23 protein-coding genes and 1 pseudogene are annotated in these 21,108 nt (G+C 72.9%); 8 read left to right on the top strand and 16 right to left on the bottom strand.

The features are described 5' to 3' along the window. Positions 1 to 22 precede the first annotated feature (22 nt). Entirely contained in the window at positions 23 to 442 is a 420-nt protein-coding gene (locus tag OHS33_RS17040; protein ID WP_330331262.1) for a DUF4190 domain-containing protein, read from the top strand. A 35-nt stretch (positions 443 to 477) separates the two neighbouring features. Here the strand turns inward: OHS33_RS17040 and OHS33_RS17045 are convergent, their stop codons facing one another. Both OHS33_RS17045 and OHS33_RS17050 read right to left on the bottom strand, forming a co-directional pair. Beyond that, positions 478 to 2,076 carry a serine/threonine-protein kinase gene (locus OHS33_RS17045; protein WP_330331263.1) on the bottom strand — a complete coding sequence of 533 codons (1,599 nt, stop codon included), beginning with the start codon at positions 2,074 to 2,076 and terminating at the stop codon, positions 478 to 480. A 127-nt stretch (positions 2,077 to 2,203) separates the two neighbouring features. Next, positions 2,204 to 2,650: a MarR family winged helix-turn-helix transcriptional regulator gene (locus OHS33_RS17050; protein ID WP_330331264.1), complete on the bottom strand. Its 447-nt coding sequence runs from the start codon at positions 2,648 to 2,650 to the stop codon at positions 2,204 to 2,206. A 108-nt stretch (positions 2,651 to 2,758) separates the two neighbouring features. Here OHS33_RS17050 and OHS33_RS17055 point away from each other — a divergent pair, with 108 nt between their 5' ends. After that, positions 2,759 to 3,199 carry a nuclear transport factor 2 family protein gene (locus OHS33_RS17055; protein ID WP_330331265.1) on the top strand — a complete coding sequence of 147 codons (441 nt, stop codon included), beginning with the start codon at positions 2,759 to 2,761 and terminating at the stop codon, positions 3,197 to 3,199. Positions 3,200 to 3,263: 64 nt separating this feature from the next. Here OHS33_RS17055 and OHS33_RS17060 read toward each other — a convergent pair whose 3' ends face one another. Both OHS33_RS17060 and OHS33_RS17065 read right to left on the bottom strand, forming a co-directional pair. Next, positions 3,264 to 4,838, bottom strand: a complete 1,575-nt coding sequence (locus OHS33_RS17060; RefSeq protein ID WP_330331266.1) for an ABC transporter permease — start codon at positions 4,836 to 4,838, stop codon at positions 3,264 to 3,266. Further along, a complete protein-coding gene (locus tag OHS33_RS17065) occupies positions 4,835 to 5,758 on the bottom strand; it encodes an ABC transporter ATP-binding protein (protein WP_330331267.1) in 924 nt (307 codons plus the stop codon). Before OHS33_RS17065 ends, OHS33_RS17060 begins: the two co-directional genes overlap by 4 nt. A 71-nt stretch (positions 5,759 to 5,829) precedes the next feature. Between OHS33_RS17065 and OHS33_RS17070 the strand changes: the two genes are divergently transcribed. Beyond that, entirely contained in the window at positions 5,830 to 6,372 is a 543-nt protein-coding gene (locus OHS33_RS17070; protein WP_330331268.1) for a GbsR/MarR family transcriptional regulator, read from the top strand. Between the two features lie 8 nt (positions 6,373 to 6,380). Here OHS33_RS17070 and OHS33_RS17075 read toward each other — a convergent pair whose 3' ends face one another. Both OHS33_RS17075 and OHS33_RS17080 read right to left on the bottom strand, forming a co-directional pair. After that, positions 6,381 to 6,911 (bottom strand): hypothetical protein, encoded by a 531-nt coding sequence (locus OHS33_RS17075; RefSeq protein WP_330331269.1) that lies wholly within the window; start codon positions 6,909 to 6,911, stop codon positions 6,381 to 6,383. A gap of 79 nt (positions 6,912 to 6,990) precedes the next feature. Further along, positions 6,991 to 7,953 carry a diacylglycerol kinase gene (locus OHS33_RS17080; RefSeq protein ID WP_443065452.1) on the bottom strand — a complete coding sequence of 321 codons (963 nt, stop codon included), beginning with the start codon at positions 7,951 to 7,953 and terminating at the stop codon, positions 6,991 to 6,993. Positions 7,954 to 8,137: 184 nt separating this feature from the next. Here OHS33_RS17080 and OHS33_RS17085 point away from each other — a divergent pair, with 184 nt between their 5' ends. Further along, complete coding sequence (locus OHS33_RS17085; protein WP_330331271.1) at positions 8,138 to 9,421, top strand: adenylosuccinate synthase; 1,284 nt, start codon at positions 8,138 to 8,140, stop codon at positions 9,419 to 9,421. 90 nt (positions 9,422 to 9,511) lie between these two features. Here the strand turns inward: OHS33_RS17085 and OHS33_RS17090 are convergent, their stop codons facing one another. From OHS33_RS17090 to OHS33_RS17115, 6 genes are all read right to left on the bottom strand, one after another. After that, a complete protein-coding gene (locus tag OHS33_RS17090; RefSeq protein WP_330331272.1) occupies positions 9,512 to 9,688 on the bottom strand; it encodes a hypothetical protein in 177 nt (58 codons plus the stop codon). A gap of 87 nt (positions 9,689 to 9,775) precedes the next feature. After that, positions 9,776 to 10,573, bottom strand: coding sequence for a DUF1906 domain-containing protein (locus tag OHS33_RS17095; protein ID WP_330331273.1), 798 nt, complete (start codon positions 10,571 to 10,573; stop codon positions 9,776 to 9,778). Positions 10,574 to 11,290: 717 nt separating this feature from the next. After that, on the bottom strand, positions 11,291 to 11,560 hold the full coding sequence (locus OHS33_RS17100; protein ID WP_330331274.1) for a hypothetical protein: 270 nt from the start codon (positions 11,558 to 11,560) through the stop codon (positions 11,291 to 11,293). A gap of 464 nt (positions 11,561 to 12,024) precedes the next feature. Continuing rightward, positions 12,025 to 12,381, bottom strand: coding sequence for a hypothetical protein (locus OHS33_RS17105; protein WP_330331275.1), 357 nt, complete (start codon positions 12,379 to 12,381; stop codon positions 12,025 to 12,027). A gap of 127 nt (positions 12,382 to 12,508) precedes the next feature. Then, positions 12,509 to 12,739, bottom strand: a complete 231-nt coding sequence (locus OHS33_RS17110; RefSeq protein ID WP_330331276.1) for a hypothetical protein — start codon at positions 12,737 to 12,739, stop codon at positions 12,509 to 12,511. Positions 12,740 to 12,823: 84 nt separating this feature from the next. After that, positions 12,824 to 13,999, bottom strand: coding sequence for a helix-turn-helix domain-containing protein (locus tag OHS33_RS17115; RefSeq protein ID WP_330331277.1), 1,176 nt, complete (start codon positions 13,997 to 13,999; stop codon positions 12,824 to 12,826). A 112-nt stretch (positions 14,000 to 14,111) separates the two neighbouring features. Between OHS33_RS17115 and OHS33_RS17120 the strand changes: the two genes are divergently transcribed. After that, a complete protein-coding gene (locus tag OHS33_RS17120) occupies positions 14,112 to 14,645 on the top strand; it encodes a flavoprotein (RefSeq protein WP_330331278.1) in 534 nt (177 codons plus the stop codon). Between the two features lie 18 nt (positions 14,646 to 14,663). On the opposite strand, the gene OHS33_RS17125 is transcribed toward OHS33_RS17120, so the two are convergent. From OHS33_RS17125 to OHS33_RS17140, 4 genes are all read right to left on the bottom strand, one after another. Then, on the bottom strand, positions 14,664 to 15,539 hold the full coding sequence (locus OHS33_RS17125; RefSeq protein WP_330331279.1) for an alpha/beta hydrolase: 876 nt from the start codon (positions 15,537 to 15,539) through the stop codon (positions 14,664 to 14,666). 194 nt (positions 15,540 to 15,733) lie between these two features. Further along, on the bottom strand, positions 15,734 to 17,050 hold the full coding sequence (kynU, locus tag OHS33_RS17130) for a kynureninase (RefSeq protein WP_330331280.1): 1,317 nt from the start codon (positions 17,048 to 17,050) through the stop codon (positions 15,734 to 15,736). After that, the gene (locus OHS33_RS17135; RefSeq protein WP_330331281.1) at positions 17,043 to 17,891 is read right to left on the bottom strand and encodes a tryptophan 2,3-dioxygenase family protein; all 849 of its coding nucleotides are present in this window, start codon (positions 17,889 to 17,891) and stop codon (positions 17,043 to 17,045) included. Before OHS33_RS17135 ends, kynU begins: the two co-directional genes overlap by 8 nt. A gap of 180 nt (positions 17,892 to 18,071) precedes the next feature. Further along, positions 18,072 to 18,485 (bottom strand): DUF3151 domain-containing protein, encoded by a 414-nt coding sequence (locus tag OHS33_RS17140; protein ID WP_330331282.1) that lies wholly within the window; start codon positions 18,483 to 18,485, stop codon positions 18,072 to 18,074. A gap of 161 nt (positions 18,486 to 18,646) precedes the next feature. On the opposite strand from OHS33_RS17140, the gene OHS33_RS17145 reads away from it, so the two are divergent. The 3 genes and pseudogenes from OHS33_RS17145 (at position 18,647) to OHS33_RS17155 (ending at position 21,100) form a co-directional block, all read left to right on the top strand. Then, positions 18,647 to 19,861 carry an IS701 family transposase gene (locus OHS33_RS17145; RefSeq protein WP_443065453.1) on the top strand — a complete coding sequence of 405 codons (1,215 nt, stop codon included), beginning with the start codon at positions 18,647 to 18,649 and terminating at the stop codon, positions 19,859 to 19,861. 81 nt (positions 19,862 to 19,942) lie between these two features. Continuing rightward, a pseudogene (locus OHS33_RS17150) lies at positions 19,943 to 20,713 on the top strand (alpha/beta fold hydrolase); the annotation flags it as partial. Positions 20,714 to 20,728: 15 nt separating this feature from the next. Next, entirely contained in the window at positions 20,729 to 21,100 is a 372-nt protein-coding gene (locus OHS33_RS17155) for a barstar family protein (protein WP_330335084.1), read from the top strand. Positions 21,101 to 21,108: the final 8 nt, after the last annotated feature.

Below are 21,108 nucleotides of genomic sequence, written 5' to 3' on the forward strand. Positions count from 1 at the left end.
CCCAGTTGAGGAGAGGAACCGGATGAACACGCAGGGGACGGGAACACTGCCAGGTCACACGACGGCCGGGACGGAGGCGGTCGGGCCGGAGGCGGCCGGGTCGTACGCGGCCGGATCGAAGGCGGCCGGCAGGAACGGACGGGCCGAGGCCGCCCTCGTACTGGGCGTCACCGGCCTGCTGACCTCGGTCGTCTTCATCGGCGGCCCGCTCGGCGTCGCGGGCCTGGTCCTGGGCGCCGTCGGCCTGGCGAGGGCCCGCCGGACCGGCGTCGGCCTGGGCATGTCCCTCGCCGGCCTGGTCATGTCGCTCCTCGCGATCGTGGTGTCCGTACTGGCCGCCGTCCTCCTGGCCTGGTACGCCGACCACACCCAGGAGTGCTACCAGCCCGACAGCTTCCGGCAGTACACGCAGTGCGTCCGGCAGCAGCTCTCCGGAAACTGACCACGCGGGGCGCGGCAGGGACGAACGGCGGCGCGTCAGAGCGCCAGCGTGCGCCAGCCCTGGGTGATCTGGTCGCGCAGGGCCGGCGCCGCGTCCGTGGCGGCGTGGTGGGGGCTCTGGTGGGCCGTCAGTAGCTCGATCAACGCCATACCGTCCGTCGGGCGGCGCGTCGGGTCGACGGTCAGCGCACGGGCGACGGCTGCCGCGAGAGCTGGGTCAAGTGACCGTACCGCCGCCAACGCGGCCGGTTCGGGTCCGGTGTCGAGGATCCGACGGATCACGGCTCCCGTGCTGGTCGCCGCGAACGGGCTGCTGCCGTGGGCCGCGCACACCACGCTGCACGCCCATGCCCAGACGTCGGCGGTCGGGCCGACGCGCCCCTCGCCGAACTGCTCCGGCGCCATGTACGTCAGGGTTCCCGGTCCGCCGCCGGTGCGGGTGAGCCTGGTGCCGTCCACGATCGATGCGATGCCGAAATCGAGCAGGCGCGGCCCGGCGGTGGTCAACATGATGTTGGCGGGCTTGAGGTCCCGGTGGACCAGGCCTAGCCGATGCACCCCGGACAGCGCGACAGCCAGCGCCAGCGCCAGGGCCCGCAGCGCCTCGGGGGAACGGATCGGCCCCTGCTCCCGCAGATGGACGTCGAGGGGCCGCCCGTCCAGCAACTCCATGACCAGGTAAGGGCGTCCGGCGTCCACCCCGGAGTCGAGCACCCGGGCGGTGTAGGCACCGGACACCATGGCCAGCACCTCCGCCTCGCGCTCGAAACGGCGCAACAGGTCGTCATCGTCCAGCAGCTCCGGGTTGATGGTCTTCAGCGCCACCTGCGTCGCCGCCCCCTCCCGCCGGGCGAGGTACACCGTCCCCATCCCGCCGGCCCCGATGCGCCCGAGCAGGTGGTACCCGCCGATCGTCCGCGGCTCGTGCGGCCGCAGTTCCTGGTACGCGACCTGCGGCGCGGCACCGGCGCTGAACCCCCGATCGGCCTGCGTCGGCACGTACCGGGCCGGCTGTGCGGGCTGCGGCGCGGGCGCCAGCGGTCCGGCGGCGGAGCCGCCACCGGACCGGGCCCTGCTGCTCGTCACAACGGCGACGACCTGGAACACCAGGGCGGCCAGGAGCAGACCGGCGGGTGCGAACAGGCCGAGCACGGCACGAAGGGCGAACAGGCCGGCCAGCCGAAGGCGGTCCGAGGGCGTGGCCCAAGCCCCCGCAGGCGACACGGCGGTCAGCAGGTTGCGCTGCGTCCAGAGCCACAGCAGCAGCCAGACGACCGGCGTCGCGATCGAGGCAGCGACGAACCAGGCGAGCGCTGAATCGTTGGCGTAGTACTGAGCGGCGGCCAGGGCCTGCATGAGCCCCGTCATGAGGCCGTAGCTGGAGCCAGGCTGAGAGGAAATCAGCAACACCAGGGCGACGGCGCCAATGAGCCCCACCGCCAGTTCCCCGATGAGCGCCGCAGGGACCCCCGGCGGCAGCTCGGCCCCGGTACGGGCCGCCGACGCTCGCTGGCGCAACCGTTCCTGAACACGCAACAACAGCGGCAGTGACGTCAACCGGACCACCAGAGCCGCCCCCGCCACGACCACGGTCAGGACGCCCAACTGCTCTGGGGCCACCAGAAGTCCCACCATGCGTCCCCCTGCGTCCCCCCTGCGGGCTGAGCAGAGAGAGTATCGATCCGCTGCCAAAAATTGAACCGACCGAAGCGGTCCAGCCGCACCACCTCGTCAACCCCAAAGTGGTGTCCAGAGCAGACCGCTACGGCGTGAAGGGGCCCTCGTCGACGAAGCGGCGCAGGTGGCGGGCGAAGGAGCGCGCTTCGTCCTGGGGCCAGGAACTCAGCGAGGCCTCGATCCGGTCGGCGAGGCGCCGGCGCATGGTCTCCACCGTGCGCGCGCCCTCTTCGGTGAGGGCCAGGAGTACGGCCCTACGGTCGGCGGGGTCCGGTTCGCGCCGCACCAGCCCGGCGGCTTCGAGCCGGGACGCCCGCCTGCTGACGCCGGAACGGTCCAGGCCGACTTCGGCGGCCAGGTCGGCGGCGCTGCGCGGGCCCGTTCTGGCGAGGCCGCTGAGCACCGGGTAGGTGACCTCGTCGACGGCTTCGCCGAGGTTCTCGGTCAGCGCTTGGTAGAGGCCGGCCCGGAGGGTGCGCTTGAGCAGGTCGCCCAGGGCGTCGGCGACCTCGTGACCCGTCTCGTTTTCCACACCTCAAAGAATAGCGTGCGTCGCGCACGCAGCCCGGGTATGCTCCCCTCCATAAGCGTGCGCGCCGCACGCATCCCCGCTGGGGACCCTCATCGACGGAGGCCACGCATGACCAGCACCGACACCAGCACCAGCACCCACGCCCCCGCCCCCGCCCGCGCCCACACGGACATCGCCGCGGCGCTCGCCGACCTCCTGTTCACCCCGGAAGTCGATCTCCACACGGCCGTCGACCGGCACTTCGCTCCCGACTACCGCCAGCGCACGGACGGCACGTGGGCCGACCGCGACGGGTTCGTCGCGCACATCGCCCATCTGCGCACGGTGCTGGCCGGGGGCAGCGTCGAGGTCCACGAGGAACTGACCGACGGGACCCTGTACGCCGACCGCCACACCGTCCGCGCCACCAAGAAGGACGGCTCCACCGTCCGCATGGAGGTCTACGTCTTCGCCGAGTTCGCCCCCGACGGACGGTTCCGCCGCATCGAGGAGACCACCCTGATGCTGGACGGCGCCGACGCCGACCGGAACCTCGGCAGCGCACGCTGACCCCCCGGGCCCCCACCCGCACGCCCCACCCGCACGCGCCCACCCGTACCGCGCGCCGCCACCGTCAGGCGGTCATGTCGCGGCGGCGCAGTGCGGCCAGGCCCGCCACCGTCAGCAGGGCCGCCAGCCCGGTCAGGGCGAGCACCGGTATCCACTCGACGGCTTCGGGCCCGGGCAGTCGGGGCAGGTGCGCGAAGGGCGAGAGGTCCAGGGCGGCCTGCGGGAGGTTCAGCGCCGGGCCGACCCAGCCCAGGGCCAGCGCCGCCCCGGCCACCGCCCAGGCGGCCACCGCGAACCGCGGGAGCGCGCCGTGCAGCAGCACGGCCAGCGCCCCGATCACCCACACCGCCGGGAGCTGCGCGAGGCAGGCCCCGACCGCCGCGCCCACGTCCTGACCGTGCCCGAGGCCCAGCCCGAGCCCGCCCAGGGCCAGGATCAGCGCCGACCCGCCGAAGGCGATCGCCAGGTGCCCGCCCGCCCAGCGGATCCGCCCGACGGCGCCCGCGAGGAGCGGTTCTGCGCGCTGCGCGTTCTCCTCGCCGCCGAGCCGCAGCACCGACGCGACGATGTACAGCGCGGCCACCATGCCCAGCATCCCGGCCATCGCCGCGAGGAAGGCGTCGGTCATCCCGCTCTGCCCGCCCATCCGCTCGATGATCTCGCGGGTCTTCGCGTTGTCGCCGACCAGTTGGGCCACGCCGTCCGTCATCGCGCCGAAGGCCGCACCGGCCACGAGGAACCCGGCGCTCCACCCCAGCACGCTGCCCCGCTGGAGCCGCCACGCGAGCGCCGAGGCCACGCCGAGCCGCCCGCGCGCCGGTCCCGGCCGGGCCGCGAGGAAGCTCATGCCCAGGTCCCGGCGCCCGGCCAGGACGTAGACGAGGACCAGCAGCACCGCGCAGGCCCCGGCGAACAGGCCGAACACCCACCAGCGTTCGCGGGCGAAGGGCCGTACGTTCTCCAGCCAGCCCAGCGGCGATGCCCAGGTCAGCGCCGATCCCCCGGCGGCCCGGCCCGCGTCCCCGGCGGCGCGCAGCACGAACGCCGCGCCCAGCACCGTACCCGTGAGCCCCCTGGCGAGCCGCGCGCTCTCGGTGAGCTGCGCGGCGATCGCAGCGGTCACGGCGAAGAGCAGCCCGGTCGCGCCGAGCCCGGCCCCCAGCGCCAGCGCCCCGCCCGCGCCCCGGCCCGCCAGCCCGGCCGTCACCAGGACCACGACGAGCGCGTTGGCGACGAGGGCGGCCAGCAGCGCGGCGGTCAGCGGGGCCGCGCGCCCCACCATGGCGGCGGAGAGCATCTCCTGACGGCCGCTCTCCTCCTCCTCGCGGGTGTGCCGGACCACGATGACCAGGCTCATGACGGCGGCGCACAGCCCGGCGAAGACCCCGCCCTTCCAGGCGGTCAGGGCGCCGACCGAATCGCCGAAGACCGGCCCGTACAGGGCGCGCAGCGAGCCGTTGGCATTCATGGTGACGAGCAGCCGGGCCCGCTCGGCCGCCGTCCCGTACGTCGCCTCCAGCGAGGCGGGCATGCTGAGGACCAGCAGCGAGACGACCGCGATCCACACCGGCATCATCACGCGGTCGCGGCGCAGCGCGAGGCGCAGCAGGCCTCCCGTTCCGGCGAGCGGGTTCCTCATCGCGCACCCCCGTCCGCGTTCGCGTTCGCGTCCGCGTCCGCGTCCGCGTAGTGGCGGAGGAACAGCTCCTCCAGCGTCGGCGGGGTCGAGGTCAGCGAGCGGACCCCCGACGCGGCGAGGGCGCGCAGGACGGCGTCCAGCTTGTCGGTGTCGGCCTGCAGACGGATCCTCAGCCCCCGCACCTCCACGTCGTGCACCCCGGGCAGGTGCGCGAGTCCGTTGGGGGCGGCGGCGAGTTCGGCGGTGATCGAGGTGCGCGTGAGGTGGCGCAGCTCGGCGAGGCTGCCGCTCTCCACCGTGCGCCCCTTGCGGATGATGCTGACCCGGTCGCAGAGGGTCTCGACCTCGCTGAGGATGTGCGAGCTGAGCAGGACGGTCCGTCCGGCGGCGCGGGCGTCGGCGACGCAGCTCTGGAAGACCTCCTCCATCAGCGGATCGAGGCCGGAGGTGGGCTCGTCGAGGATCAGGAGGTCCACGTCGGCGGCGAAGGCGGCGACGAGCGCGACCTTCTGCCGGTTGCCCTTGGAGTACGTGCGCCCCTTCTTCGTCGGGTCGAGTTCGAACCGCTCGATCAGGTCGGCCCGGCGGCCCTCGTCGAGGCCGCCGCGCAACCGCCCGTACAGGTCTATGACCTCGCCGCCCGAGAGGTTGCGCCACAGCGTGACGTCACCGGGCACATAGGCGACGCGGCGGTGCAGGGAGACCGCGTCCGCCCAGGGGTCGCCGCCGAGGAGTTCGGCGGTGCCGGAGTCCGCGCGCAGCAGACCCAGCAGGACCCGGATGGTCGTGGACTTCCCGGAGCCGTTGGGGCCGAGGAAGCCGTGGACCTCCCCGGTCGCGACCGAGAGGTCGAGCCCGTCCAGTGCGTGGGTGCGGCCGAACGACTTGTGGAGTCCGGCGACACTGATGGCCTTCGTCATGTTCTGAAGGTACGCTACTTTCACAACTTTGTGAAGATTGGAAATCGCGTAAAGTCGGGAGGGTGGCGGACATGAAGACGGAAACCGAGACGGCGACCGAGACGGCAACCGGGACGGCAACCGGGACGGCCGCGGCCGAGGCGCGCGACGCGGAAGCGGTCTCCCGCTTCGTGGAGCGCTTCGCCTCGCAGCTGACCGAGGCCGGCATGCAGCGCATGGCCTCGCGGGTCTTCGCCGCACTGCTGGCCAGCGACGGCGGTGCGATGACCTCGGCCGAGCTGAGCCTGGCCCTGCAGATCAGCCCGGCCGCGGTGTCGGGCGCCGTCGGCTACCTCACCCAGGTCAACATGGTCAGCCGGGAGCGCGAGCCGGGCTCCCGCCGCGACCGCTACGTCCTGCACAACGAGCTCTGGTACGAGACCTTCACCCGCCGCGACCAGGTGCTGACCCTCTGGGAGAAGACCCTGCGCGAGGGCGCGGCCGGCCTGGGCCCGGACACCCCCGCCGGGACCCGCATCGCCGAGACGGCGGCCTTCTTCGAGTTCCTCCAGGGCGAGATGCTGGCCATGATGGACCGCTGGCGCGTCCACCGCGCCACGCTCGACCTGCCATAAGGCCAGGCCTACCCCCGGACCCCCCGAAGCCCCCGAAGCCCCCGGACCCGCCCGCGCCCCAGCCGCCGCGCCCCCGGCGCCCACACGAAGCAGCGCTCCCCCGCCCCCGGCTCCCCCGCGAGCCACAGCACCGCGTCCGGCGCCGACCCCGGCGGCCAGGGCCGCCCCGGCACGACGCGGCGCCCGAGCGGTCCCAGCGTCACCACCCCCTGACCCTCCCCGAGCAGCAGCACCAGGGGCCGCAGCGGGCTCCGGCGCACGGTGACGTGGCACGGCCGCCAGGGGACCGGGGTCAGCAGTGCGCTCCCGGCCCGCCGGGCGGCGTACAGCTCACGCACCCCGAGCACCACCGGGCTCAGCAGCACCACCAGCAGCAGCGCCCCCGCAGCCCGCGGCCGCACCAGCGCGCACCCGGCCACCGCGGGCCACCAGAACACCGGCAGCAGGCACAGCAGCACCCCGTCCCGCCGCCACCCGCCCACGGCCTCCCGCAGCGCCTCCTCATCGGGCCCCGAGCCCGCGCACGAACCAACGCCCACGCCCGAACCGGAACCCACACCCGAACCGGAACCCACACCCGCGCCCACACCCACCTCCCTCACCGGGCAGCTCCAGTCCTCACCGGGGCAGCGTCAGCCCCCACGCCCCCGGCCGCAGGGTCCACGTCCGGCGGCGCACCGGACCGGTGTCGGCGTGGTCGGCGCGGTAGCGGAAATCCGCCCCCGAAACCGTCACGGACAGCCCCCGCCCGATCACCGCGGGTCCGGCGTCCACCATCCGGACAACGACTTCGACCAATCCGTCGCGGGCGGCCACGGCCACGTCCGCCACCGCCTGGTCCACATCGCTGACCAGCACTCCGTCCGCCTCCACCCGCAGCCGCAGCCGCTGCACGGGAGCCGCGCCGCGGCCCACGGGCGGCCGCACCAGGGTCCGCACCAGCGACCGGCACGCGCTCCACACGGACAGCGCACCGCCCGCCCCGGGCGCCCCCGGCGCGGCGGCCCGCGCCACCGCGAGCCCGGCCACGGCGCCCGTCCCGGATCCCGATCCGGAACCGGAATCAGCCGCTCCAAAACGACCACCCGCGCCACCCGCACCCCGCGCGCCCCCCGGGAAACCACCCGGCGGCCCCGGCGCCCCGGCGATCCGCAGACCCCCCAGCACCACCCCGTCGCTGTCGTCAACCAGCAGGTCACGGCTGCGCACGACCCCGTCGAGCACCGCCCGCGCCCCGGCCACCGCCCCCACCGGCACGCCCAGCGAGCGCGCCAGCGACAGCGATCCGGCGGCCCCCACGGGCACCAGCGCGAGCGCCGCGTCGGCCAGCTCGCGGCGCCGGTGCAGCAGCCCCACGGCGCGCACGAGCGCCTGGTCGTCACCCACGATCACCGGCTGCCGATGACCCCGGCGGGCAAGGGCCCGCGCAAACTCCTCAAGGCTCTCGGGGAGGCAGATCTTCGCCGCCGCCCCCGCCGACAAGACATCCTTCGCGATCCGCACGGACTCGCCGTCGAGGCGGCGGGCGACCGGGTCGACGAGCACGAGCAGGCCGCCTACCGGCGCGCCCGCATGGCTCATGGTGGGCTCTGGAGCCGACACCTCGGTCCTTCCTCGGGTAGCATCTTTGTGCAAGAGGCCCTTGCGCTATTGCGCCAGGGCCTTCGTCTATTCCGGGGTACCGGTCCGACGGCTCAGCCTGCGGTGTACATCGTCGTACGCCCCCTGACCTTGGACATGCCCCATCCGGAAGAGGTGTACGCCTGTGCCCGCTCTTGTGCTGCTCGGAGCTCAGTGGGGTGACGAGGGCAAGGGAAAGGCCACCGACCTGCTCGGTGGATCCGTTGACTATGTAGTGCGCTACCAGGGTGGCAACAACGCCGGCCACACGGTCGTCGTGGGCGACCAGAAGTACGCACTGCACCTTCTCCCTTCCGGCATCCTCTCCCCCGGATGCACCCCGGTCATCGGCAACGGTGTCGTCGTCGACCCGGCCGTCCTGCTCTCCGAGCTGCGCGGCCTGAACGAGCGCGGCATCGACACCTCCAAGCTGCTCCTGAGCGGCAACGCGCACCTCATCACGCCGTACAACGTCACCCTCGACAAGGTCGGCGAGCGCTTCCTCGGCAAGCGGAAGATCGGCACGACCGGCCGTGGCATCGGCCCGACGTACGCGGACAAGATCAACCGCATCGGCATCCGCGTCCAGGACCTCTACGACGAGTCGATCCTCACCCAGAAGGTCGAAGCGGCGCTCGAAGGCAAGAACCAGCTGCTCGCGAAGCTGTACAACCGCCGCGCGATCGACGCAGCCCAGATCGTCGACGAGATGCTCGGCTACGCGGAGCTGATCAAGCCCTACGTCGCCGACACCACCCTCATCATCAACAACGCGCTCGACGAGGACAAGGTCGTGCTGTTCGAGGGCGGCCAGGGCACGCTGCTCGACGTCGACCACGGCACGTACCCCTTCGTCACCTCCTCGAACCCGACCGCGGGCGGCGCCTGCACGGGTGCGGGTGTCGGCCCGACGAAGATCTCGCGCGTCATCGGCATCCTGAAGGCGTACACGACCCGCGTCGGCGCGGGCCCGTTCCCGACCGAGCTGTTCGACGCGGACGGCGAGGCGCTGCGCCGCATCGGCGGCGAGCGCGGCGTCACCACCGGCCGTGACCGCCGCTGCGGCTGGTTCGACGCCCCGATCGCCCGCTACGCGACCCGCGTGAACGGCCTGACGGACTTCTTCCTCACCAAGCTCGACGTCCTCACCGGCTGGGAAGAGATCCCGGTCTGCGTGGCGTACGAGATCGACGGCAAGCGCGTCGAGGAGCTGCCCTACTCGCAGACCGACTTCCACCACGCGAAGCCGATCTACGAAACCTTCCCGGGCTGGTCCGAGGACATCACCAAGGCGAAGACCTTCGACGAGCTGCCGAAGAACGCCAAGGCGTACGTCAAGGCGCTGGAGGAGATGTCGGGCGCCCCGATCTCCGCGATCGGCGTCGGCCCCGGCCGCACCGAGACGATCGAGATCAACTCGTTCCTGTAGCCGGACCCCGGCGGCCCCATGGGCCGCCACCCCGGTACGACGCCCGAGGGGCGGACCGCCACGCGCGGTCCGCCCCTCGGGCGTGGCGGGTCATGGGCCCCTCCGTAGCTCCGCTTCGGCGGCGGCCATTTCAGCCTCGGTGAAGGCCCCGTGCTCCTTCTCGTACCGGTCCAGATCCTGGCCGAGGAGCGCGTTGCGGATCTGACGATCCACGGCCTCCGCCTGCTCGGTCGGCAACGTGACGGTGATGCGCGTGGTTCCCGGCATGGCGCGAGCCTATGGCGACCCGCGCCGGGCGGGCGGGCGCGTCGCACGGACCACCCGTTCGGGTGACGGAGCACGCCACGCGCACGGCTACCGCGCCACCGGGCCGTCCAGGCGGTTGCGGTCGATGGTGAGGGTCTCGCCGCCCCAGGTCTCCTTCACGTTGCCCGCGAACTGGTGGATGCGCGCGTCCTTCGGCCACAGGCCGGCGGTCAGCGGGCCCTGGTCCGCCGTCGTCTCCTGCTGGTCCCAGCGCGCGTACCAGAGGGCCTCCGGGAGCGGGGAACGGCCCGCGCGGGCCGCTTCGGCGAGGTCGCGGACGCCGGAGCCGAGGCTGGAGTAGAACCCGGCGCGGTAGCCGGAGGCCTTGAGTTCCCGCGTCCACCCGACCACCGCGTCGACGACGGCCCGGCCGCATTCCGCGGGCGCGTCCTTGACGGCGTACGACTCGATGTCGAGGTAGACGGGGCTGTCCTTCCCGATGCCGAGCGCGGTGAGCGCCCGTACCGCCTCCCGCGCCTGGTCCCGCCCCTGGTCGGCGGCGCGGGCGGGCGCGAAGCGCTCGGTCTTGTGCGGGTAGTCGTTGCAGGGGGCCTGCATGCCGACGTGCGCGGGAACCAGCCGCCAGCCCATCGCCCGTACCTGACGGACCCACTCGGCCGTCAGTTCCGGCTGCGCGCAATGCCGTTGGCTGCCGCTGACGTAGATGCCAACGGTCCGGTAGGGGGACGTGCCGTACCACGCGCGCATGGCCTTCAAGGGAGGCGCGGCGCAGGCGTCGAAGCCCAGGCCGTGCATCACCTCGGTGGGCGGCGGGGCGGGGGTGGTCGCCCCGAGGAGGGCGAGGGAGGCGGCGGTCAGGCCGAGGTTCCGCAGAAGAGTGCGCACTCGCCGGAACCCTGCCGCCGCACTGCGGCCAAGTGGGGGACCCGTACGGCGTGTCGGTGCGCGATCACCCCATCCGGGGGCGGGGGCCTGGGCCTTGACGCGGGCCTGCTTTTTGTACGTCGCCCGCGCGCCCGGCGTCGGACCTGCCGGGGCACGGCTCCGCGGGGCGTGGAGCCGGATCCCCGCACCCCACGGGCCGGCTGAGCGGCCCGGCACGACCAGGCGGCGGCCCTCGGACATCGGGTGTCCGGTCCGCTGGCCGCCGTCCGTCCGCTGTGGGTGGGCGGGATCACCGTGGACCGGAATCAGCGAACCTCGGCAGTCGGGGCCATCCACCAGTCGAGGGTGTTCCCGGTCCGACCCGGCCCCTCAAGGGCGCTCCTTCGTCGCGTCGCTACGCGATGTCGCTGCGCTCCACCCTTGACCGGCCGCGCCGGACCGGCAGGCATGCAATGCCTGGCGGACGACCCCGACAAAAGACGCCCAGGGGGAGCGGTTCCCGACGACCGGGGTCTCCAGCAGTGCGGCCGGGCAGGGGGCGCCCACGATCGCTACGCGCTCCTCCCGGCCCGGCGACCACAGGTCACATGGGGTTGGGGCTGGGGCTGGGGCTGGGGCTGGACAGAAGCCGCCCACCCGCCGATTGCCGCTTCTCCCGGCTCTGCGACCGCTGATCCGAAGTGGATCCGGGTCAGGGGACAGGACCGCACCGAGGGACTAGTACTCGTTGAAGCCGCGCGACGCGTCGTAGACGTCGGTCTCTATGACGACCACGAAGGAACGTGTCACGACGTAGTGGACCATCACGTGGTCTTCCCACGCCCCACGCGTCACAGGGTCGTTCGTGTAGACGAGGTGCGTACCTTCGCCCTCGGGCTCATCCGTGATCCTGTCGACGATCCGCAGGAACGTCTCCCGGTCCGACGCCGGCATGTAGTCGTCAACGAACCGCGCGACCTGCTCCGTGTACTGCACACGTCTGTTCATCGCATCAGAGCGTATGGACGGGAGAAGATCCCTGCCCGGAATATCGGGAGCACCAGACCCGCCTCCAGACCCGTCCGTCCGAAGTAGGCCCGGGTCAGAGGCCGCAGGGCGACCGGATCCGGTCGTCTGCGGGCCCCGGCCACCCTCGGGCCGCAGTCGCCGGGCAGGGAGAAGCGCGTAGCGATCGGTCGCGGTCTGTCGAGCGAACACGGCGGGTGCGGGAGGGACGGCGGGCGGCGACAGCGGTCCTGCCGCCCGGCCCCGCCCCCGGCGGACCGGACAGCCCGTGGCTTTCCGGGACGTGCCGGTCGGTCAAGGGTGGCCGTAGGCCATCGCGAAGCGACGCGACGAAGGAGCGCCCTTGAGGGACCGGTACGGCCCGGAAGGACACTCGGATGCCCGGGACGCCTCCGGTCACTTCTCGATCCGGGCCCGGCGGAGCACTGGCACCCCACCCACCGGGCTCAACGGGCCTGTTCCCGCCGTGCGCGGCGGCGGGCCTGGTGCCGGTCTTCTTCGGCGAGCAGGTCGCGGATCGCTTCGGCGAGGGCGACGGCCTTCGGCCAGCCGGGCGGGAGGCGGGTCGCGATGTGCCATGCGGCCAGGGCGGCCGCGGCCTCCATGGTCCGGCGGCCCTCCGCTTGGAAGTGGAAGCACCGGACCCCGTGGGCGGCGAGGCTGCCGCCGTCGGTCAGGTACGCCAGCCACTGCGCGGTGACCGCGCTGTCCGGCGGCTGCTCCGCGTGGGCGAGCACGTACGCCACTTCCTGAGCGAGCCGCGACTCCCGGCTCACCGCGCGGCCCGCCGGACCTGATTGCACGCCGGGTCCCGGACGTCGTGCACCCAGTCCGACGGCCGGGCCCCGGACGCCGAGTGCCTGATGAACTCCCACCCGCCTGACTGGATGGGGCGGTCACAGACCGCGCAGATCCGGACCGTGGCCGCGCTCACAGCCGCACCAGGGTGTCCGGCGCCACGGTGAACTCCAGGCCGTTGGCCGCCCGGACGTATGCGGTGCGGGTGTAATGCCGGCGCCCGGCGACCTGCCCCAGGGGCTCGCACACCACGGCCATCAGCTCACCCTCTCGGTCCGTTTTGGGGTCACGGACCCGCTGGTGCAAGAGGGGGTGTTCCTCGTAGACGAAAGCTGTGCTCGGGACGGTCTCCCTGACGTCCATGCCGGTGCTCCCTACCGTCGTCAGCGGGTGATGACCCCACCGTGTCGGAACGGCAAGCACTGATTACTCACAGATCTGTGAGTGCTACAGACCGACCCAACGCGCCATCCCGCCCAAACTGTCCGGCGCCCGCCGCGACATGTGCACCAACCCCCGGATCGTGGCCCGAGTCCCTGGCAGGTGCCGGGTCTGCTCTGGTGCCACCCTTCGCGCCTCGGCCAGGAACTTGAGCGATGTCGCCGCCGAGCCCGCCTCCATCTCCACAAGCGCCCGGTCCACGAGGTAGCGGGCACGCCGCGACGTCAGCGTCGAGGCCGGCAGCTTGAGCGTCCGGGCCCGGCCGAGGGCCTCATCGAAGTTGCCCATCGTGATTGACGTGCCCAGTTCGTGGAGCTTGACGTTGACCTGCCCGAAGCTGAGCCAGTGCACATCGCCCGCCTCGCCCCCGACACGGGCGGCCATCTCTCGTGCCGCAGCGAGGTGAGTCTCCACCGCGGTGGGGTCGTTGTTCTTCGCAGCCACGGTTGCAAGCCCGAGGTGTAGTTGCCCGTTCACGGCAAGGGCCTCGCGGCTCGTTTCCCTCGCGAGCAACGCCTGTCCGGAGGTGATGAGCGGAGCGCTCGTCGCACAGCGCCACAGGGTCGCTCGCTTGTACCGCTGCACTGCCTCGATGCACGGGTCCGAGGCCCGGTCAGCGGCCCAGCCCATGCGGTCCAGGGCCACGCGGGCGAGATCCGGGTGGTCCAGCTTCAACGCCACATCGTGCGCAGTCCGATACGCGGAAGCGAGGGCTCCCCATGCGGGGGTCGACGGAGCCGACCACACCGTGTGCGTCAACTCGACGATCAGCGGCGGCAACGTCTTCGCCGCAGCCCGGAGGTGGGTGGCACGTACCTGCTGGCACACGGCGTCCGCCTCGGCAATCAGCCGCGGCGTCGCACGGAGCGCGGTGAGGTCGTGGTTCGGTCCGAGGTCGAACCGGTCGAGCGCTTCCCTGATCGGGGCGACCAATGCGAGCAGCCGGTCGGGAGGGAGAGCGGTCGCCGCTGGGGGGCCTGTCAGTTTGGATGTGTCCACCCGTAGCGCGGCCGCCACCGCCGCCACGAAACCGGGAGTCGCGGGGCGCGCGCCGCACTCGACTTGGTTCAGGAGACTGAGGCTGTACGGGATCCGGTCGGCCAACTCGCGCTGCGTCAGGCGGGCGAGCCGCCGCTGCTCCCGGATCCGGGAACCGATGTGGTCATCGTCAGGTAGAGGCATGCTCGTCTCCGTCCAAGACTCGTCATCGAAGACGCTACTCGTGCACAGCAGATCGGATTACCGATCGGCCCGACTCCACGCAGATCCACGACGATTGCCTAGGCTCGGGCTCATGACGACGAGGACGCTGTATCTGCTCTGTTCGGCCGCGCCGCCCGTTTTTGAGATCGCCGGGGTCATCGAGGAGGCGCAGCGGCGTGGGTGGGACGTGTGTCTTGGGTTGACGCCTGCGGCCGCCGAGTGGCTGGAGGAGAGTCTTCCGGGGCTCGCCGCGCTGACCGGGCATCCTGTGCGTTCGCGGTACAAGCAGCCCGGGCAGGCGGATGTGTGGCCGGTGGCGGACGCGGTGCTCGTGGCTCCGGCGACGATGAACACCGTCAACTGCTGGGCGCTGGGGATCACCGGGTCGTGGCTCGTCGGGTTCGTCGCGGAGGGCATCGGCAAGGGGATTCCGATGACGGTGATGCCGTGCGTGAACTCGGCGTACGTACGGCATCCGCAGTTTCCGCTGTCGCTGGAGACGCTGCGTACGGCGGGGGTGCGGGTGTTGTTCGGGGCGGGAGGGTTCGAGCCGAACGAGTCCGGGGAGAAGCGGCCTTATCCGTGGGGGCTGGCGCTGGACGCGGTCGGTGAGCCGGTTCTGTAGGGCGCAGGGCGCCCTTTGCTACCAGGCCAGTTGGGCGATCTCCTCTGAGACCACCGCGCAGGCGTCGGCGGAGGGGTCGATCAGGGGGAAGTGGCCCACGCCGTCCAGGATGGTGAGGCCGACCATTTCGCCCGCGTGGGCGGCGGCGGCCACGTAGGCCTCCGCGACCTCGTGCGGCACGACGATGTCGTCGCGGCCCTGGACTACGGCCGTGGCGATGCCGGTCGGGAGGAGGGAGGCCGGGTCGGCGTACGGGAGGCGGGTCACAAAGCGCTGTGGGCCGCCCAGGAGTTGGGATGTCGCGCCGCCGCAGACGTTGCGGGATTCCGCTTCGGTGAAGTGCGCGATGGGGGCCAGGGCCACCACGCCGCGCAGTTGCGGCGGGGCGGGGAGGCGCCAGGGGGCGTCGGCGGGCAGGACGTGGCGGGCGGCGGCCCACAGGGCGAGGTGGCCGCCCGCCGAGTGGCCGGTGATCACCATGCGGCGCGGGTCGATGCCGGGGAGGGCGGTCGCCGTCAGGGTGGGGAGGGCGTCCATCGCGGATGAGATGTCGTCGAAGGTTTCCGGCCATCGGCCCGCGATCGGGGCCTCCGCGTGCTGGTGCGGGACCGAACTGCCTCGGCGGTATTCGACGTTGGCCACCGCGAAACCCTGGCGGGCCAGGAAGTCCGCGAAGGGGGTGATGTGGTGGCGGTCGTACGGGGCGCGCCAGGCGCCGCCGTGCAGGACGACGACCAGCGGTGCGGGGCCGGGGCCCGGGGCGCGGGGGGCGTAGAAGTCGATGATCTGGTCGGGGTGGTCACCGTAGGCGGCGGTGATGTCGGGCTCGACCGGCGGATGGGAGAAGGCCGACGCGGCCTCGGCAGCGTCACGTTCCACTGCGGGGTCCGTCATCAGCTCAACCTCCGGTAACGCGTGGGACAGCGGGGACAGCAGAGCCGGCGGGTACATGTGTTCCGGGCAGAGCGGGACCGTATCAGGCTGGAACCGGCCGTTCCGTGCCACCCCGGGCGTACGGGGGCGCATACGCGGGGGCGGGCGGAGCCGTAGCCCCGCCCGCCCCCCTGCCGTGACGTTTCGCCGCGACATCACTCGTATATGTGACCCAGTACGTGACTCAATGTCCGGGCGGCCCGCTCCGCGTCGGCGAAACCGACGTACAGCGGGGTGAAGCCGAAGCGCAGCACGTCGGGGGCCCGGAAGTCCCCCACGACGCCGCGCGCGATCAGTTCGGCCATGACGGCCGAGGCGTTCTCGGTGCGCAGCGACACCTGGCTGCCGCGCTCCGCGTGCGCGGCCGGAGTGACCGGCTCCAGCACGCCCTGGGGCACGTACGCCGCCACGCATTCGAGGAAGAAGTCGGTCAGGGCGAGGGACTTGGCGCGGACGGCCTCGACCGTCACGCCCTCCCAGACGTCCAGGGCCGCTTCGAGGGCGAGCATGGACAGGATGTCCGGGGTGCCGACCCGGCCGCGGAGCGCGCCCTCGGCGGGCGCGAAGCCGGGGGTCATCGCGAAGGGGTCCGCGTGACCGTTCCAGCCGGGCAGCGGCGAGTCGAAGTCCTGCTGGTGGCGGGCCGCGATGTACAGGTACGCGGGGGAACCCGGGCCGCCGTTCAGGTACTTGTACGTGCATCCCACGGCGAGGTCGACGGCGTGCTCGTCGAGACCCACCGGCAGGGCGCCCGCGCTGTGGCACAGGTCCCAGACCGTGATCGCGCCCGCCGCGCGGGCCGCCGCCGTGAGACCGGGGAGGTCGTGCAGGCGGCCGGTGCGGTAGTCGACGTGGTTGAGGAGGACGACCGCGGTGGACGGGCCGAAGGCCTCGGCGGCGCGGTCGGGGTCGACGGGGACGACGTTCAGGCCGGTCATGCGGGCTGCGGAGGCCGCTATGTAGCCGTCGGTCGGGAAGGTGGCCGCGTCGACCAGCAGGTCGGTGCGGCCCTCGCCCGCGAGGCGGGCGGCGCCTACCAGGGCCTTGAAGAGGTTGACGCTGGTGGAGTCGCCCACGACGGTCTGGCCGGGGGCCGCGCCGATGAGGGGGGCGATGCGGTCGCCGATCCGCTCGGGGGCGGTCCACCAGGTGCCGTCCGACCAGGAGCGGATGAGGTTTTCGCCCCACTCCTGGGTCACTACCTCGGCCATGCGTTCCGCTACGCCTGTCGGGAGGGCGCCGAGGCTGTTGCCGTCCAGGTAGACGAGGTCCTCGGGGAGGGTGAAGCGGGTGCGGAGCTTTGCCAGGTCGTCGGCGGTGTCCAGGTCGGCGGCGCGGGCCCGGAGGTCGGCTGCGCCGGGCGTCTCGGGGCTCCGCCCCGAACCCCGCTCCTCAAACGCCGGAGGGGCTGAATTCGCTCCCGCCGGATGTGCCGGGTCAGGGGCTGGATGTGCTGCGTGCGTCTCAGACATGGCTGCGGGCCGTCCAGAGTTCCGGGAAGACGTTCTTCGTGGCGCGCTTCTCCAGCCAGGTCACGCCGGCCGAGCCGCCCGTGCCCGTCTTCGCGCCCATCGCGCGGCGGGTCGCGACCAGGTGGTCGTTGCGCCAGCGCCAGACCAGTTCGGCGACGTCGGTGAGGACCTCGCCGAGGCGGTGCAGGTCGCCGTGGGTGTCCGGGGCGGCGTACAGCTCGGTCCAGACGGCCTCGACGACCGGGGAGGGCTCGTAGCGCTGGGTCAGGTCGCGGGACAGGACCGAGGCGGGGATCCGCAGGCCGCGGCGGGAGAGCAGGCGCAGCACCTCGTCGTAGAGGCTGGGCTCGGCCAGGGCCTTCTCCAGCTCGGCGTGGACGCGCGGCGCGCCGCGGTGCGGGACCAGCATCGACGCGGACTTCTCGCCGAGGAGGAACTCCATGCGGCGGTACATCGCGGACTGGAATCCGGAGCCCTCGCCGAGGGCGCCGCGGTACGCGTTGAACTGGCCCGGGGTCAGCTGGGCGAGGGGGCGCCAGGAAGCATTGAGGGCCTCCAGCTCGCGGAGGGATCGTTTCAGCGCGTCCATCGCGACGGGGATGTCGTCCTCGCGCAGGGCGCGGGCCGCGGTCTCCCACTCGTGGACGATGACCGTGAACCACAGCTCCATGACCTGGGTGGTGACCAGGAAGACCATCTCGCCCGGATCGTCGGAGCGCAGGTGCTGGAGGTGGGTGAGGACGTCCGCCTGGACGTAGTCCTCGTAGGGGGTCGTGCCGGCGAAGTCGAGGTTCGGGGTGTCCGAACCGCTCGCTCCGGAGGCATCAAGGGATTCCGACATCGCTGTCTCCTCGACATGAACTTCCGGGTAGCGGTCCGCCCCTTCCTGCTGGGTGAGTGGAGCTCCGGTCCCCTGTTCGCATCATAAGCCGGGGGCCCACGGGGCCCGCCAGTGGAAGGTGACCACGTTCACACCCTCCCCGGCGGGCCCACGGGCGACGGGAGCCTCGGTTCGGGCCGGTCAGTTCAGGGTGTCGGCCGCGGTCGCCGAGGAGTCGCGCAGGAAGGTCGAGCAGCGCTCGTACTCCGCTTCCTCGCCGATGGCCTGCGCGGCGCGCGCGAGGGCGTGCAGGGCGCGCAGGAAGCCGCGGTTCGGCTCGTGCTCCCACGGCACCGGGCCGTGGCCCTTCCAGCCGGCCCGGCGCAGCGAGTCCAGGCCGCGGTGGTAGCCGGTGCGGGCGTAGGCGTACGACTCCACGGGGCGGCCGGCCTCGAACGCGTCGTCGGCCAGGCGCGCCCAGGCGAGCGAGGAGGTCGGGTACTTCGCGGCCACCTCGGCCGGGTCGGTGCCCGCGGCGAGGGCCTCGCGCGGCTCGGGGTCGTCGGGCAGGTGGGTCGGGGCAGGGCCGCCGAGCAGGTTCTCGTGAATCGACATGCCCCCAGTCTGCGGTACTCGCGGGCCCGTGGTGGGGGGCCCACCACACCGGACGTGATGTGTGTGCCCGGCACACCTCCCCCCGCGCGGGGGGTGCACACGACGGTGGGAGGCGAAGGTCGGCAGTCGACTTACGGGGGAAGACAGTGACCACCAGCACCATGATCAGGAGCCAGGTACCGACACGCCCGCGCAGCCGTACGGGCGCCGGGCACGGCGATGCGGGGAACCGCGCCCACGAGGCGGCGGAGGACCTGTGCGGGGCGGTCTTCGGATCGCTGCGGCGCCGGGACCAGCGGGAGAAGGGCCTGCAGTACGTGCGGGGCCTGCTGGCGACGCCCGGCCGCAAGTCGATCCGCAACATCGCGCAGCAGATCGGCGGGCCCGCCGCCGAGCAGAGCCTGCACCACTTCATCGCCGGTTCCACCTGGGACTGGCAGCCGATCCGCACGGCGCTGTCGCAGTACCTGGAGCAGTCCTCGCCGCTGACGGCCTGGGTGGCCCAGCCGATGGCGATCCCCAAGGGCGGGGAGCACTCGGTGGGGGTGGGCCGCCAGTACGACCCGCACCGCGGGCAGATGTTCCGCGGCCAGCAGGCCTTCGGGATCTGGTTCACCTCGGCCGATGTGGTCACGCCCGTCGGCTGGCGGCTGTACCTGCCGGAGGAGGGGACGGGCGCGAGCGCCGAGGGCACCGGTTTCGAGGGCGGTGAGCGGTCCGGGGAGACGTACGAGGAGTGCGCGGTGACCGGGGTCCTGGACGCGGTGCGCCAGGTCGCGGTGCCGCCGCGGCCCGTGCTGCTGGACATCCAGAACATCGGCACCCGGTCCACGATGAACCGTTTCGCCGACGCGAAGCTGCCGGTGCTGGCCCGGATCAGCCCGGCGGCCCGGCTGCTGGTGACCGACCCGGCGCTGCCCGGGCACGGCGCGGGCACCCTGGCGGCCCGGGACGTGCTGCAGAACGTACGGGCGCTGCGCACGCCGGTCGAGTGGGCCGACCCGATGTACCCGGGGCAGCGGCGCACCTCGCTGGTGGCCGCGGTGCGCGTGATGATGCCGGACCCCTCGCCCGCGCGGCGCCGCCACCTGACCCTGCTCGGCGAGTGGACCGACGCGCGCAGCATGCCCTCGCAGCTGTGGGTGACGGACCTGGCCCGGCCGGTGCCGGTGACCCCGGCGGTGCTGCTGCGGATGACGAAGCAGGCGCGGCGGGTGTCGGTGACCTCGGCGCGCAGCGTGCAGGAGGTCGGGCTGCGGGACTTCGCGGGGCGCTCGCTGCCGGGCTGGCACCGGCACGTGACGATGGCCTCGGTGGCGCACGCCGCGCGCTGCCTGTCGGAAACCGGGATGCCGGTCGGGCGCGATCTTGTCTAGGGTCGGCGCGTAATGGGCTGGTCGGTCTGTGATGCGTTCGGATCGGTCTGTGATGCGTTCGGAAATTGACGGGGGTTCGTCGTGCACAGTGCTGTGGTGACCGGGGAGGGCGACCGGATCCGGTGGGTCGAGCTGGCCGGTGAGGAACCGGCGCGGGTCTACCTGCACGGGCTGGGTGCCACCTCGCCCGCGTATTTCGCGGCCGCCGCGACGCACCCCCGGCTCGCCGGGCGGCGCTCCCTGCTGCTGGACCTGCTGGGGCACGGGCACAGCGACCGGCCCGAGGAGTTCCCGTACACGCTGGAGGCGCACGCCGACGCCGTGGCCGACGCGCTCATCGCGGCGGAGGTCGCCGGGGCCGAGGTGATCGCCCACAGCATGGGCGGAGCCGTGGCGATCGTGCTGGCCCACCGGCATCCGGGGCTGGTGTCCCGGCTCGTGCTCGTCGACGCCAACCTCGACCCGGCACCGCGGCCGGTGCCCGGCGCTCCGGTTCCGGCCGGGAGCAGCGGGATCTCGCGCTACAGCGAGGAGGAGTTCCTCGCGGGCGGCTGGGCCGAGGTGCGGGAGCGGGCCGGGGAGCACTGGTGGGCGACGATGCGGCTGGCGGGGCGGACCGCCCTGTACCGCAGCGCCGTTCACCTCGCGGCGGGGACCAAACCCACGATGCGGGAGCTGCTGGTGGGGCTGCGGATCCCGCGCGCCTTCCTGTATCCGGCCGAGGACGGCGCGCTCGCCGGGGCCGCGGAGCTGGAGGCGGCCGGGGTGTGCGTCGTACCGGTCGACGACTGCGGGCACAACATCATGCTGGACGTCCCGGACGCGTTCGCGGAGGCGGCCGCGGCGGCCCTGGGCACGGCGGTGTACGTGCTCGACGGGCGGCGGATCGGGACGCTGGAGGACTTCTGGCGGGAGATCGGCGAGGCCGTGAACGGGCCCGAGGGGTACTTCGGGGGCAATCTCGACGCTTTGAACGATTGTCTGCGCGGCGGGTTCGGAACGCCCGACGACGATGACTTCCGCTTCGAGTGGTACGACCACGCGCGCTCCCGGGAGCGGCTCGGGCACGCCGAGACCGCCCGCCAGCTGGAGCTGCGCCTGACCCGCTGCCACCCCGCCAACCGCGAGCGGGTGGCCGGGGAGCTGGCGGCGGCGCGGCGCGGGGAGGGCCCGACGGTCTTCGACTGGCTGATCGAGATCATGGAGGGCCAGGCGCCGGGGGCGCTGCGCCTGCGCTGACGGCTCCC

Source organism: Streptomyces sp. NBC_00536 (assembly GCF_036346295.1).
GTDB lineage: Bacteria > Actinomycetota > Actinomycetes > Streptomycetales > Streptomycetaceae > Streptomyces.

Bases quoted from the DNA above. Each gene is read 5' to 3' on its own strand.
- OHS33_RS17080 (WP_443065452.1), bottom strand. From the start codon at position 7,953: ATGAGCCATGCGGGCGCGCCGGTAGGCGGCCTGCTCGTGCTCGTCGAC.
- OHS33_RS17045 (WP_330331263.1), bottom strand. From the start codon at position 2,076: ATGGTGGGACTTCTGGTGGCCCCAGAGCAGTTGGGCGTCCTGACCGTG.
- OHS33_RS17090 (WP_330331272.1), bottom strand. From the start codon at position 9,688: ATGCCGGGAACCACGCGCATCACCGTCACGTTGCCGACCGAGCAGGCG.
- OHS33_RS17115 (WP_330331277.1), bottom strand. From the start codon at position 13,999: ATGCCTCTACCTGACGATGACCACATCGGTTCCCGGATCCGGGAGCAG.
- kynU (WP_330331280.1), bottom strand. From the start codon at position 17,050: ATGTCTGAGACGCACGCAGCACATCCAGCCCCTGACCCGGCACATCCG.
- OHS33_RS17140 (WP_330331282.1), bottom strand. From the start codon at position 18,485: ATGTCGATTCACGAGAACCTGCTCGGCGGCCCTGCCCCGACCCACCTG.
- OHS33_RS17060 (WP_330331266.1), bottom strand. From the start codon at position 4,838: ATGAGGAACCCGCTCGCCGGAACGGGAGGCCTGCTGCGCCTCGCGCTG.
- OHS33_RS17100 (WP_330331274.1), bottom strand. From the start codon at position 11,560: ATGAACAGACGTGTGCAGTACACGGAGCAGGTCGCGCGGTTCGTTGAC.
- OHS33_RS17145 (WP_443065453.1), top strand. From the start codon at position 18,647: ATGATCAGGAGCCAGGTACCGACACGCCCGCGCAGCCGTACGGGCGCC.
- OHS33_RS17055 (WP_330331265.1), top strand. From the start codon at position 2,759: ATGACCAGCACCGACACCAGCACCAGCACCCACGCCCCCGCCCCCGCC.
- OHS33_RS17070 (WP_330331268.1), top strand. From the start codon at position 5,830: ATGAAGACGGAAACCGAGACGGCGACCGAGACGGCAACCGGGACGGCA.
- OHS33_RS17110 (WP_330331276.1), bottom strand. From the start codon at position 12,739: ATGGACGTCAGGGAGACCGTCCCGAGCACAGCTTTCGTCTACGAGGAA.
- OHS33_RS17125 (WP_330331279.1), bottom strand. From the start codon at position 15,539: ATGACGGACCCCGCAGTGGAACGTGACGCTGCCGAGGCCGCGTCGGCC.
- OHS33_RS17065 (WP_330331267.1), bottom strand. From the start codon at position 5,758: ATGACGAAGGCCATCAGTGTCGCCGGACTCCACAAGTCGTTCGGCCGC.
- OHS33_RS17040 (WP_330331262.1), top strand. From the start codon at position 23: ATGAACACGCAGGGGACGGGAACACTGCCAGGTCACACGACGGCCGGG.
- OHS33_RS17120 (WP_330331278.1), top strand. From the start codon at position 14,112: ATGACGACGAGGACGCTGTATCTGCTCTGTTCGGCCGCGCCGCCCGTT.
- OHS33_RS17135 (WP_330331281.1), bottom strand. From the start codon at position 17,891: ATGTCGGAATCCCTTGATGCCTCCGGAGCGAGCGGTTCGGACACCCCG.